Genomic DNA, 13123 nt, shown 5'->3' with positions numbered 1-13123 from the left:
TCAATGACCCGTTCGGGTGGATGGGGAAGGAGCTTTCGCCGCTGGCGATACAGGTGCTTTGCCCTTGACTTGCCCAGGCTTTTGAACGGGCTTTTGAGCCGGAGGGGATTGTTTTTTTTCTTTGGCCAGCCAATAATTGACGACCATCGGGCCCACTGAGATTTGAACCGTTTTCACCAAGGGGTTGAGCAGGGGCATGCACAGCGATTTCGCGAGGGTTTCCTGCACAGGCTTCATTTCACGCAAGAGAGGGATCGACTGAACCGCTGCCAGGGGCAAAAGAATCAGAATCGAAGAAATCAAGAGGCCGAAAGCGGCTCCCCCCACGCGATCGACAAGTTTTAAGGGTGTTTTTGAAATCATGCGCCCAATAAATGCACCGGTTAAACTGATCGCCAAATAGATCACCGTCCAGGTAAAACCCACCCCCAAGGGGACGGCCAGCATTTCTTCCAAACCAAAGATATTCCCAATCATGACAATCATGAGGGGCTTGAGAAAAGGGGTTAAGAGATAAGCCCCCAATAACGCCGCAAGATTGACCAGGGAACGCAAAAGGCCGTTCATCAGGCCACCGATTAAATTATAGGCAAGGATTGCCAGAATAAGCCAGTCGAGCCAAATCATTTGGGTATCTTAGCATAGGCCAGCTGGGTTTGGCGGGGTCTTTGTGGGGTTATTGCCTGTAAAAATAAAACTGCTTAAGGCACAATTAAATCAGGATAATCACTGCTACTGGCGACATCTTCGCCGACCAATTGACCAATCCAGGGATTGAGTTCAAGCAAGCCATAACCACTGCCCCTCAAGGGAAGTTCTGCGGGCATCAGCGCCGTCGCCCCCACCCGAATCGTGGGATCCGAATCCAGTTGAAAAATCAAACGGGCAATCGGGTTCAGTTCATCCAAACGGTATTGCAGGGTTCCGCCATAATAAAGCGCCCCCAGCCCCATTTCCAAACTTTGCAGATTGGCCGGAACCTTGTCATTTCGGTCCTTGGGAGTGGGCGTATTGTAATCTGGCCCTGTCGCATCAACCGTGGCCTGCAGCTTATACACAAAACGGTGTTCGTTGAGACGTTCAAAACGCCCTTGCAGTGAAAACAAATCGTTATAATCATGGTTCAGCCAGGTCTGAGGGCGCACCAGCAACTGATTGGCCCGAATCTGATCTCTGAGGTTGGCACTTGCCAGATTTAAAAAGATTTCTGCATCGGGGCTGTAATTCCCCAAGGTTCTGCGCGTCGCAGTGGCGGTACTGTCCATGGCCATTTGTCGCGCTGCTGAGCGGGCTGCCATATTGAGATTCTGCTGAGAACCCACCGCATGTCCAAAATAACCCACTGCCAAAAGCAAAACCAGCAAAAGCGGAAAAACAATCGCCAATTCAACCAAGGCCTGTCCAACTTGAGAACGTTTCATCAGTGCCCCACTTCCCGCGGATTGTCTTCAATCGCCATCAATCGGGGAGAATACCAGTTCATCGCCAGAAACGAAATCGGGCTTAAAGGCGTATTGCCTGATTGCCGCATCAGTTGTGCAGCAGCCGAAGAGCGCAGTTCATACTGTTTCAAATAGTTTAATAGTGCAGTTCCTGCCTGGCTTGAGACGGTACGGGTGGTGAGTTCTAGAAAAGTTTTGCCAAAGGTGCCATTGCGACTGGCCGCATCTTCACTGTAAATAAAACCATCAATGGCAGGCAAAGAACGGTTTTCTGGCAAATCTTCAAGCGCATTCAGTTCCTGCTCCAGATTATCCCGCAGGGCCTGATCACTGAGATTGTCATAGCCCTGCAGATTGGCAGCATAGGCTGTGCGGGCAGCCTCGAGCACAGCTGTCGCCGCGTTTTGATCCAGCCATTGGTACCAGGCTTGCAGCCCCAAACGTTCGCGATGCAGTTTGACAGCGTGTTTATAGGCCAAATTGGTATGCGCCCGGTAACGATCGCCCAAATCCTTAAACGCACCTTGCAAAGGATTATTCGGTGGCGGATTCACCGGATCGACAGGCACCACCACCGAACTGCCCTTGAGAAAAGCCCGCAAAGCCACTGCCTGCGCAGCCCTGACCTCGGCTTGAGCAATCATGGCTTCCTGTGACATGGCTGCGCGTAAAAGGGTATCCACATGGTGTTTTGAAACTTTGACCGAAACAGCCGCCAAAGCAGCCGCATCTGCGGCATTCTGAGCCTGAATCCGGGCATTGATCATGCGCCCGATATCAAAGATCAGCAAGGCGGCCGCGCTTAAAATCAAGATCAAGAAAGCCACATAGGGAATGGCCTGTCCTTTTTGTGAGCGCAGAGGCAAACGCTGCTTCACGGCAGAATTCCATCTTTTACGCTGGCACGGGTCTGTTTGTCAAGGGTATCAGAAACTTTGCTCATGGTGGTTTCAACCGTAACGCTCATGGTTTCAGTGACCTCGCCCAAAACAGCTTTGAGAGCTGCGCCAAAACCCGAGAACTCAGCCAAATAGCCCACCAAACTGGCTCCATTCTGGATTGCCTTAAAATTCTCACCGATCAGGCGCATGCGGTTAAACTGCCCATTTTCTTTTTCACTGTTGGCAAGATAATCTGACTTGCTCCAGCCCCGATCGGCATAGAACTGAAGCAGGTTTTGATTGGGGGGCGTTAAGCCCAGCAATTCATCATTGCCACTCCCCCCTGGAGGGGTATCGGCCATCTGGGTCGTATCAAAAATCGCCTTGGGAATCACATCCAGCAAATCCAGCCAGGGCAAATTGCCCACGCTGCCATAGCGGTAATCGACAATGGTACGCGTACGGGGCCGCGCTTCAGTACCATAGGTCCAATACTCGCGTGGCTGAGTCGCCCGTGCAGTCAATTCAGCCGGGTCAGAACTTCCTCCTCCAGCCAAAATATCCAGAGCATTGGCCAAAATATCCAAGCGTTCAGCAGGTTTTACCAGGGTTACCTGTGCCGTTTTCGCTTGGGGAATACTGGGTGTTTCACGCAACTTGTCGACCCAATTCTGTTGGCTCGCACGTTTGTACTGCTCTTTGACAAAGCCCGAGGCATCAAAGCCATCGGCACGCACCACTGCCACCCGTGCCGACATAAAGGCCAGCCCATTCATGCGCAGCTTTTGCATATAGGAAAGGGTCAGGTAAATGCCCCCCAAGGTCATGACAATCAGAATGGGCAGCACAATTGCAAACTCAACCATTGCTTGCCCACGTTCATGTTTGCGTTGTTTTTGCATGTTTAAAAGACCGGGGGCAGCCAAAACAGGGCAGTGATGGCCCCCCAAGAGATGGCCACCCCATAGGGCATGGGGCGGGTTTCACTTTGCGCCAGCTCCACTTCGGGTTTCATGCCAGGAGCCGCAGCGGCATACAAAGCCCGCCCGACCCGTTTCAGGGTGGCCCAGAGTGTTCCATGGGCAGCTGACCAAAGAATGGCAAAAATTCCGCCCAGAATCGCGGCATAGTAGAGGGAAGAGATCGTCAGTTTCCAGCCAATGAGAGCGCCAATTGCAGCCGCCAGTTTGATATCCCCGCCCGCCATCATGCCCATCAGTCCCAGAATCAAAAAGACCCCGCCGCCCAATAAAAGCCCGAGAAAGCTATTGCCCAAACCCGGCAGACCTGTCAGCCACAGATTCAAAGCCAAGCCCGCCAGAATAGCCGGCAGTGTCAGCCAGTTATAAATTTTACGTTTCCAGAAGTCTGTCACGGTCGCGATCAGACCAACCAGAATCACGCCATAATAGGTGGGGGGGATATTTTGCAGCATCTTTTTTTTTCCTGACTTTATTGTAACAGGCTCTCCAAAAAGCAGCAGCCCGGCAGGGGTGCCGGGCTGTAACTGAAGAAAAAGAGCAGAGAAGATTTAGTTGGTGCCGCCGCTGGAACCACCGGAAACACGTCCGAGTTCAGCGTTGACTTTGTCGAATGCACCGGTGCCGTCGCCGCTGTGCAGCTTTTGGCCGATGGCTTGAACGGTTCCGATGGCGACTACAGCGATCAATGCGAGGATAATGCCGTATTCGACCATGCTTTGGCCTTCTTCTTCTTTTAACAGAGCGATTACTTTATTCATCATGATTGAAACTCCCTACCTTTAACAACTTTCTTGATTAGTTTATAGACGTCTGAAAAAAGGATCTGACGTACCTAAACTTAAATTGAGGTTAACATGTATTTAAATCCTGGCAAATTAACACTCAAGGAACAGAGTCACCTAAATTTCAAGCAAGAAACGACTGTCTGAGAGAACGTTTCAGCCCTAAAAAACCGCATCAAGAACAAACGCAGGGGCTCTGCTGCAGAAAGAAAAACCAAGGCCTCATGTTGAATAAGCGATAAAACTTCCCACACCTCATCAGCACAAAAACTAAAGCGCTTGAGAATTCTCAGAAAGGTCTTTAAACAATTCAGCCGTATCACTGAACAGTTGGGCATGCCCCATCATCACCAAAACATCCCCGGCACGAAAACGAGAATGGATATCCAATTGACTGATCAATTGCGACTCTCGGCGAATGGCCAAAACGGTAATCCCATATCTTTGGCGCAAATTACTCTCAAGCAAAGATTGTCCCACCAAGACTGAGCCCTCTGCCAAACGGCGCGAAAAGATTTCAATTTCTTCCTGCAATTCTTGGATTGAAAGTTTATCGCGTTGCAGCCCACGCAACATGCCATAGCCATCGGCTCTGACTTCTTCGACAAAATTAAGTATTTCTTCTTCAGGAACAAAATACTTTCGCAAAACCAAGCTAAAAATTTCGACAGAAGTCTCAAACTCTTCAGGGATTACCCGGTCAGCCCCCAATTTGAGCAGTTCAGCTATTTCAGATACAAAACGGGTACGCACAATGAGATACAGGCGGTCATTCATTGCACGAATAGCAGCAATAATGCGACGGGTGGCATCAGGATCTGAAATGGCGATCACAGCCACACGGGCCTGCGTTAATTTCACCTGCTCAAGAATCAGAGCTTGAGAGGCATCCCCATAATGAATGGGCTCACCCTGTGCTTTAAAGGTTTGTACAGTCAGCGCATTGGTTTCTAAAATTGCATAGGGAATGCCACCGGCTTTGGCTGCCCGTGCAAGGTTTTGACCGTTGATACCATACCCAATAATCACAAGATGATTATGCAATGTTTCAGAATCAGAATGGGATTCGAGTTGATCTGGAAGGGTTAAGTGCCCTGTAAAGCGCCTTGGAATCGGCAAGCGGGTCACCATTTCAGACGTTTTGGGGCCCAGGGCAATCAAAGACGGGGTGACTGCCATGGTACAAATAGAGACCGCCAGAAATAATTGGTAATTTTGCTCAGACAGCAGTCCAAATTCAACCCCACTTTTTGAAAGCACAAAGGAAAATTCACCCACCTGACAAAGAGCCAGGGCACTCAGTAAATTGGTGCGCAAAGGATACCCCAATGAGGCCGAGGCAATCAATCCCGTTAGAATTTTAAGCAGCAAGACCGCCACAACCCAGACCAGGATCTGCCCCAGATGCGTGATAAAAAATGACAAATCCAATAACATGCCAATAGAAACAAAGAAAAAGCTGATAAAGATATCACGAAAAGGCAATATATTGCTCATGGCCTGGTGACTGTATTCAGATTCAGAGATAATCAAACCTGCCAAGAAAGCCCCCAAAGAAAGAGACAAACCCAAACTGGAAGTCAAAAATGCAATCACCATACAAATTGAAATCATACTCAGCAGAAATAACTCACTGTTGCGACTTTTGACAATTTGAAACAACAAGCGGGGCATCAGCCATTTGCTGACAACCCAAACGCCCAACCCGACAGCCAACGATTTCAGCCCCAAAAGCAGCAAACTCAACCCAGGATTTTCAGCTTTACCAGCCAAGATCGGTGTTAATAACATCATCGGAACAATCACCAAATCTTGAAAAATCAAGACCCCCAAAACAATTTTTCCATGGGGGCTGTCCATTTCAAGCCGACTTTGCATCAATTTCAAAACAATCGCTGTACTGCTCAACGCCAAAAGAAACCCAGCAAAAATTCCCACATTCAGGTTTTGCCCCAAGAGACCAAAGGCGCACGCCACGGTAAAAATGGTAAGCGCCACCTGCAAAAAACCCCCCTGCAAAACAGTACGTTTCATTTGCAAGAGATGTTCAAACGAAAATTCTATCCCGATGGTAAACAGCAAAAAAATAATTCCAATTTCTGCAATCATCTCGACTTCATGCAGAGAATAGACCAAACCCAGGCCATGGGGACCCGCCAATACACCCGTAATTAAAAACCCCATGATCGAGGGCATCTTAAGTTTTTGACAAAACAAAACCACCCCAGTAGAAAGCCCGAGAATAACAATCAGTTCTTTTAAAAATTCAATTTCCAAAGAGTGAATACCAGCCCCTCAGCAGCATAAAAGTGTGGATAAAATCTTTTTTTACTTAACTATAAATTTATTTTAGCAAACACACAGTTTTCAAAAGCCTGTGGAAGCCACCACAGGAGAATATCGTGTCGAAAAACTGAATGCCCTCTTGCTGAAAATCGTGGAGAAATATACGCAAAAAAAGACGCATGAAGACACGTCTTATTCCTTTTCCTACCTGCACAACCAATAACACAAATTAAAATGTAAAAAATAAATTTACAAAAACATAAAATAATGCTATGCTCAATCCAGAAAATAGCTGGAGGCAGACCATGAAGACCCCCCTGAAACAAAAACTGAACCTGGCAGTCGGCCTGCTCATTCTCTGTGCCTGCACGCCTCTCAACACGCCAGGAGAAATCACCCCCTCCAGCGAAACAATCGCCCTCTTCAATAGCAGCGAGAGTGATTTCAACAAAGCCCAAGCCACAGCAGCGCCCACAAGCCCTCCCAGTGCAGAACCCACAGCGGTTCCCGAGCCCCTCAGCCCAGTATCAGCCTCCCCTTCGCCGTGGACAGAACCCAGCCCGCAGCCACAGATTATCTCCACCCCCACACCTCAATATTTATCTGCCGAAGAGCCACTAAAAGGTAGCCGACTCACGGCGGGTGCCTGGAATGACTTAGAGAACTGGGACTTCTGGCTCCATTTGATGAACACTACAGACTGGAAACGCATGATGCCCTATTGGGGGCTCTATCCCTTGCAAAGAGTGAATATAAAAATCGAAGAAAATTTTAGCGGTTTTGGACGCTTTCCCATCATGGATCAGGCAGTCCGGCTCAGAAACCTCAAAGGTGAAATTTTGGCTGAAGGAAGAACTGATCAGCAGGGAAAAATCTCACTCTTTACCCATTCAGAACAACGCCCCTCCAATCCCCTGAACGACACGCCTGAAAATATGTTTCAGATTGAAATTCCTGGTCGAAGCATTCAATCAATTCATGATCCCCTCGAAAAAAACATTGAGTTTGATCTCTGGTTTCCTGTGAGAAGAAGTGACTATCCCACAGGTTTAGATGAACGTAAAGCCTTAAGCAATCAATTTAGTTCTTGGGGCAACAAGGAAAAAATAGTGTTGCTAAAGACGCCAGAAAACATAAATGTGGCAGATAGCACCTCTCGAACTGAAAGCCTCAGATACGCAGAAAGCATTTCCCAAAACCTCGATCTAATGTTCATGGTCGATACCACCGATTCGATGCGCGATGAATTGGAATACCTCAAAGATGAGTTTCAGGATCTGCTTCATTTGGTGCAAAAACGCAATACCGATCTTCAACTGAGAGTCAGCGCCAATTTCTACCGCGATTTTAACAATGAATATCTTGTGCGTTCCTTTCCCTTCAGCAGCGATATCGCCACGGTCAGCCACCAACTCAGTCTGCAGCAGGCCGCAGGGGGAGGCGACAAAGCAGAAGCCTTCAACCAGGCGCTTGAAAACGCAATTGAGCAACATGCCTGGAGTGAAAAAGCGCGGGCCCGTCTGCTCTTTCTCGTACTCGATGCCCCACCTCACCGCAGCACAGCCAATCTCAAGCACCTGCACAAGCTGCTCAGCATCGCCATCAAAAAAGGCATCCGGATCATTCCGATTGCAGGCAGCGGTGCCGACGAAGAAACCGAGTTTCTGATGCGCATGCTCGCCCTGCTCAGCAACGGTGAATATCTCTTTCTAACTTCAGAGAGCGGTATTGGCAATCTGCAAGGGCATTTGGCACCCACGACAGGGGCCTATACGGTCGAAAAACTGAATGCCCTCTTGCTGAAAATCGTGGAGAAATATACGCAAATCTAAGCACATCAGGCCGGATTCCACTGTCAATGCGGCTCAGAGGGTGCTAAAATGCCGTTTTATGAACACAGTAGAAATTATTCGTAAAAAACGGGATGGCGGCACCCTAAGTCGTCAAGAAATCGACCTCCTGGTCAAAGGGATCAGCGAAGGTTCGGTACCGGATTATCAGCTCAGTGCCTGGCTGATGGCCGTGTATTTTAAAGGCATGACAGAAGAAGAAACCACGCATCTGACCGATGCCATGGCGCATTCGGGCGAATTGCTCGACCTCAGCGCGATTGCCGGAATTAAAGTAGACAAGCACAGCACAGGTGGCGTGGGTGATAAAGTAACCCTGGTGCTGGCCCCCTTGGTCGCCAGTACCGGTTTGGTTGTTGCCAAACTTTCAGGAAGAGGTCTGGGACATACGGGCGGCACCATCGACAAACTCGAAGCCATACCCGGCTTTCAGACCAGTCTGAGCACCGTTCAGTTTCTCGATCAAATCGACAGGGTCGGCGTAGCCGTGGTCGGCCAGACCCAAAATCTGGCCCCTGCCGACAAAAGCCTCTACGCCCTGCGTGATGTAACCGCCACTGTCGACAGTATCCCTTTGATTGTGGCCTCGGTTTTGTCGAAAAAAATCGCAGCCGGAGCCGATGTAATCGTGCTCGATGTCAAATATGGCTCAGGTGCTTTCATGCCCGACTATGCCTCTGCCAAAGAGCTTGCCGAAATGCTGGTCAAAGTAGGCAAAAACCTCAAGCGCTCAGTTTCGGTCATGCTCAGTGATATGGAGCAACCCCTGGGCAAGGCCATAGGCCACACCCTGGAAGTCGAAGAGTCGATTGAAACCCTCAAGGGCCAAGGCCCTGAAGATTTAAGAGAAGTGGTTCTCACACTGGGAGCCATGCAATTGGTCAATGCCGAACGGGTCAAAACGCTGGAAGAGGGCAAAGCCTTGCTCCAACACCAGATCGTCAGTGGCAAGGCCCTGGTTAAATTCCGTGAACTGATCCATGCCCAAGGTGGCAATGCCAATGTTTGCGAAGATTTTTCGCTTATGCCCCAAGCCCAGACCGTTTTGCCCTTTAAGGCTGAAAAATCTGGCTATATTCACGATGTTTACGCCCGTGAAATTGGCAACGCACTCAAAGCCCTGGGCGGCGGACGCGATACCAAAGACGATATTCTGGATTTGGGTGTGGGCATCACCCTTCAGAAAAAACGGGGAGATCAGGTTCAGGCCGGAGACACGCTCGCCACCCTGCATATCAACTCACCCGAAACAGAAACAGAAGCCCGGGCGGCCCTGAGCCGGGCTTATCATATTGCGGATGAGGCCCCCCCAGCCGCGCCGCTGATTGGAGAAATCATATGGGCGCAGTAAATAAAGGGCAACTGGTCGCAATAGTCGGCCGCCCCAATGTAGGCAAATCCACCCTTGCCAACCGTTTTGTCGGCCAGCGCATGGCCATTGTCGATGATATGCCGGGAGTCACCCGGGATCGGCTCTATTTGAGTTGTGAATGGACCAATCACCCCTTTATCGTGATTGATACCGGGGGTTTGCTGTTTGAAGACAGCGATGATATGCATGAATCCGTGCAACAACAGGCCTGGTTGGCCGTAGATGAAGCCCAGGTGATTGTCTTTGTAGTTGACGGGCAAACCGGCCTGCACCCCTTGGACCGGGTGATTGCCGATGAATTGCGTCAACGCCGCAAAGAGGTCATTCTGGCCGTCAATAAGCTCGATGATATGCACAACAGTGCCCCTGCCGCCGAGTTTTATGAATTGGGCCTGGGTGACCCTCACGCCATTTCAGCCATTCACAGCAACCGGATCGGCGATCTACTTGATGATATTGTCGAAAAACTCGAAATCGAACAGGTCTTTGATGCCGACGAAGAAGAGGGTTTAAAACTGGCGATTGTGGGTCGCCCCAACGTCGGCAAGTCATCGATCGTCAATACCCTCTTGGGTGAAAAACGTATGACGGTCAGCAATATACCAGGCACCACGCGCGACGCAATCGATACCGTTCTCAAGCGCGAAGGCGAAAAATACGTGTTGATTGATACCGCCGGGATTCGTAAAAAAGCCAAGGTCCGTTATGGCGTGGAGCGTTTCTCAGTGGTACGTGCGATCAAAGCCATTCACCGTGCCGACGTGGTCGTTCTGGTCGTTGATGCCTCAGAACCCGTTTCAGAACAGGATCAGCGCATTGCAGGCATGGCCCAGGAATTGGGCAAAGCCTGTGTGATTGTGGTCAATAAATGGGATCTGATCCCCGATAAAGACCACCGCAGCATGCCTGAACATGCCGATTCCCTGCGGGAAAAGCTCTATTTTCTCGAATACGCCCCCGTGGTTTTTACCTCAACGGTCACGAAAAAACGTCTGTTTAACCTGCTGGATGTGGCCAAAGCCGCCAGTGAAGAAAACCAACGCAGAATTACCACAGGCCTCTTCAATGAAGTATTGAATGAAATTGTTTCCATGACCCCGCCTCCAGCCCGTAAAAACCGCCGGGCCAAAATCAGCTACGGCACCCAGGTCAGCGTCAGCCCCCCCACTTTCGTGCTCTTCAGCAACCATCCCGATATCGTCGAAGCACCGTATCTGCGTCACGTTGAGCGCAAAATGCGCGAAAGCTTTGGCTTTGTAGGAACGCCAATCCGCTTTATGATGCGTGAAGACACCAAACGTAAAGAACGGGGCCAACAGCGCAAAAGCAAACCTGCAGCCCGGCCCTACGGCCAAAAACTGGAAGCGCGTGGCGGAGACGAAGCTCAGGATTAGTCAAAATCCACAAAACTGTTTCTCTCAGAGCGCCCCAATTGGGGCGCTCTGTTTTTTATGAACTTGAAAAAAGCCATTTTAAAAACCGACTTGACTCAAACAACATATACCCCGTATAGTATATTTAGAAGTCTGAAAAAGAAGAGGATTAAAGCATGTCCGCGCAAACCAAACCCAGTTTCGAAAGCCTGATCAGTGAATCTCCCGTGCCCATCCTGGTCGATTTCTGGGCGGAATGGTGTGGCCCCTGTAAAATGATGAACCCTGTGCTCAAACAGGTGGCAAAACAATACGAGGGCAAACTTAAAATCATCAAGATCAATGTCGATCAAAACCCTGCTGCAGCCAATTTTTATGGCATTCAGAGCATTCCCACCCTGATGTTATTCTGGAAAGGCAAACCAATCATGGATCTCAAAGGTGCCATGCCCTACGAACAACTCCAGCACCAAATCGATCTGCGCCTGGAACGGCTTTGAGTTCAGAAAAAGAGTGTGTTGGCCCTGATCATCTATTGTTGGCAACCCTCGATCTTGAAAAAGCTTCAGAAAGTGAAATTCGCACCATAGCCCCCCTTCGGGGATCCTCAGTTCTCTCCTGTAATATTCTAATTTTTGGCATGTAATGAAGCATTATAGGCACTGACTCCCCCCAAGCTGGAAAAACTCCAGTTGAGATAGTTTATGAATACAAAATTTTGATCCAGTTTATCCAATTCTGGTTGAACAATGTAAAGGCTCTGTCCTAAAAGTACCCCCGCCAGTGTCACGCCAAAGTCTCCTTCAAACCCTGAATTTTCCCACCCCCAATTGCCTACCCACCAAATAAAAAAACTGTTAGCCAAAACGGATAGGCTCATCGCAAGAAAATCACTTGAGGAACTAATCAGAGAAATTTCGGAGTTATCAAAAAGATAACGATAAATCAGATAGGTGAGAGCTCCTAGACTCCATCCGCCTAGAAACAACCCCATTGATGGAAAAATCAAATCTGAAGGGGGAATCACGTTTACTTCAGAGGGTCCCCACTCAAGCTTCAATATCTGCACATGCAAGCCTTGGTTTTGAGGTGAAAGTGTTTCAAACGCTGAAACAGGAAGTGTTAACTCATAAAAAAAGAACCATAAGCAAAATACAAGCTTACAAATCTTCCACATAGATTTTCCAATCAAAAAATTTTGAACTCAAGCTAAAAATGCTATATAAATATAACATGTCGTACATTTATCGCTGTATAAGTATTTTCACGATAGCCCTCTTTTTGATCGGAGCAAAACCAGCTCCAGATCAAAGCTATACGATCAATAAGATCATTGGTGATATCAGTTTTCTTGAGCGCTATGGGCAATTGCCCACCCTAAAGACGAATACAAATCTGCGCATTCAAACACATTTGGCCTATGTCGAAGAGCGGTTGAGAAAAGTACCCAACACACACATTTCTCCCCACTTACGTCTACAACGAGAAACGCTATTAGATCATCTCAAAACCTATCGCTTAGCCCAGAAATTTCCACGAAATTACGAATATCAGAATCAATCACGCCCTGTTTTTATCGATAGAGAGGGTAATATTTGTGCCGTAGGTTATTTGATTGAAAAGACAGCAGGAAGAAAGTTGGCTCAAATCCTCGATCTTCATTATCATAATGCCTATCTGAAGGATATGAAACTGCCCGCTCTAAGCACCTGGGTTAAGAACTCTGGCTTCAGTCTGGAAGAATTGGCGATGATTCAACCGAGCTATCCATCCACCCCCTTGCCAGAGAGCCCTCCAGATCTCAATATCGTAATTCCCTCATTGGGGCTCGATGCTTTGAGTGTTACGTGGCTATTAACATCCTCTCTCCCGATTCAGGAGCCTGATCTTTACAGTGGCATAAAAATCAGTGGAATGGTAATCGGTGGAGCAACAGTGGGTTGGGGCCTGCTGAATTTTGGTGACAATCAAGGCTATAGTTCATTAAAAACGCGTCTATCCTTGGCCAATATCAGCATTGGATTAGCCACCATTTTGATCAATTGGTACCAATTGCAAAACCCACCTCAGGCAAACGACCCGCTCGTGCTGGGACAATTCCCGGCATACGCTCAGCAAGAAGCGATTGGCCTCTCTTACAAATATAAATATTGA

At 48.6% G+C, this 13123-nt stretch carries 13 protein-coding genes; 5 read left to right on the top strand and 8 right to left on the bottom strand.

The genetic code is table 11. From position 1 onward, the window contains the following. The 7 genes from COW20_15585 to COW20_15555 form a co-directional block, all read right to left on the bottom strand. Complete coding sequence (locus COW20_15585) at nt 1–627, bottom strand: hypothetical protein (protein ID PIW46341.1); 627 nt, start codon at nt 625–627, stop codon at nt 1–3. 74 nt (nt 628–701) lie between these two features. Continuing rightward, the gene (locus COW20_15580) at nt 702–1421 is read right to left on the bottom strand and encodes a hypothetical protein (GenBank protein PIW46340.1); all 720 of its coding nucleotides are present in this window, start codon (nt 1419–1421) and stop codon (nt 702–704) included. Next, nucleotides 1421–2320 (bottom strand): hypothetical protein, encoded by a 900-nt coding sequence (locus COW20_15575; GenBank protein PIW46339.1) that lies wholly within the window; start codon nt 2318–2320, stop codon nt 1421–1423. The genes COW20_15580 and COW20_15575 overlap by 1 nt, the downstream gene beginning before the upstream one ends. Continuing rightward, nucleotides 2317–3249, bottom strand: a complete 933-nt coding sequence (locus tag COW20_15570; protein ID PIW46338.1) for a hypothetical protein — start codon at nt 3247–3249, stop codon at nt 2317–2319. The genes COW20_15575 and COW20_15570 overlap by 4 nt, the downstream gene beginning before the upstream one ends. Then, entirely contained in the window at nt 3228–3758 is a 531-nt protein-coding gene (locus tag COW20_15565; GenBank protein ID PIW46337.1) for a prepilin peptidase, read from the bottom strand. Before COW20_15565 ends, COW20_15570 begins: the two co-directional genes overlap by 22 nt. A 96-nt stretch (nt 3759–3854) precedes the next feature. Beyond that, nucleotides 3855–4067 carry a Flp family type IVb pilin gene (locus COW20_15560; GenBank protein ID PIW46336.1) on the bottom strand — a complete coding sequence of 71 codons (213 nt, stop codon included), beginning with the start codon at nt 4065–4067 and terminating at the stop codon, nt 3855–3857. Nucleotides 4068–4358: 291 nt separating this feature from the next. Next, a complete protein-coding gene (locus COW20_15555) occupies nt 4359–6365 on the bottom strand; it encodes a potassium transporter KefB (protein ID PIW46335.1) in 2007 nt (668 codons plus the stop codon). A 281-nt stretch (nt 6366–6646) separates the two neighbouring features. Between COW20_15555 and COW20_15550 the strand changes: the two genes are divergently transcribed. The 4 genes from COW20_15550 to trxA all read left to right on the top strand — a co-directional run bounded on the left by COW20_15550 (nt 6647) and on the right by trxA (nt 11469). Next, the gene (locus tag COW20_15550; GenBank protein PIW46334.1) at nt 6647–8206 is read left to right on the top strand and encodes a hypothetical protein; all 1560 of its coding nucleotides are present in this window, start codon (nt 6647–6649) and stop codon (nt 8204–8206) included. Nucleotides 8207–8264: 58 nt separating this feature from the next. Beyond that, the gene (locus COW20_15545; protein PIW46333.1) at nt 8265–9575 is read left to right on the top strand and encodes a thymidine phosphorylase; all 1311 of its coding nucleotides are present in this window, start codon (nt 8265–8267) and stop codon (nt 9573–9575) included. Continuing rightward, a complete protein-coding gene (locus tag COW20_15540; GenBank protein PIW46332.1) occupies nt 9563–10990 on the top strand; it encodes a ribosome biogenesis GTPase Der in 1428 nt (475 codons plus the stop codon). Before COW20_15545 ends, COW20_15540 begins: the two co-directional genes overlap by 13 nt. A 155-nt stretch (nt 10991–11145) precedes the next feature. Continuing rightward, complete coding sequence (gene trxA, locus COW20_15535) at nt 11146–11469, top strand: thioredoxin (protein ID PIW46331.1); 324 nt, start codon at nt 11146–11148, stop codon at nt 11467–11469. A 128-nt stretch (nt 11470–11597) separates the two neighbouring features. On the opposite strand, the gene COW20_15530 is transcribed toward trxA, so the two are convergent. Further along, a complete protein-coding gene (locus COW20_15530) occupies nt 11598–12146 on the bottom strand; it encodes a hypothetical protein (protein ID PIW46330.1) in 549 nt (182 codons plus the stop codon). A gap of 56 nt (nt 12147–12202) precedes the next feature. Between COW20_15530 and COW20_15525 the strand changes: the two genes are divergently transcribed. Continuing rightward, nucleotides 12203–13123 carry a hypothetical protein gene (locus tag COW20_15525; protein ID PIW46329.1) on the top strand — a complete coding sequence of 307 codons (921 nt, stop codon included), beginning with the start codon at nt 12203–12205 and terminating at the stop codon, nt 13121–13123.

It is taken from the genome of bacterium (Candidatus Blackallbacteria) CG13_big_fil_rev_8_21_14_2_50_49_14, assembly GCA_002783405.1.
GTDB lineage: Bacteria > Cyanobacteriota > Sericytochromatia > UBA7694 > UBA7694.
Note: the sequence above shows the minus strand (reverse complement) of the source record. Positions and strands in the feature narration are given on the sequence as shown.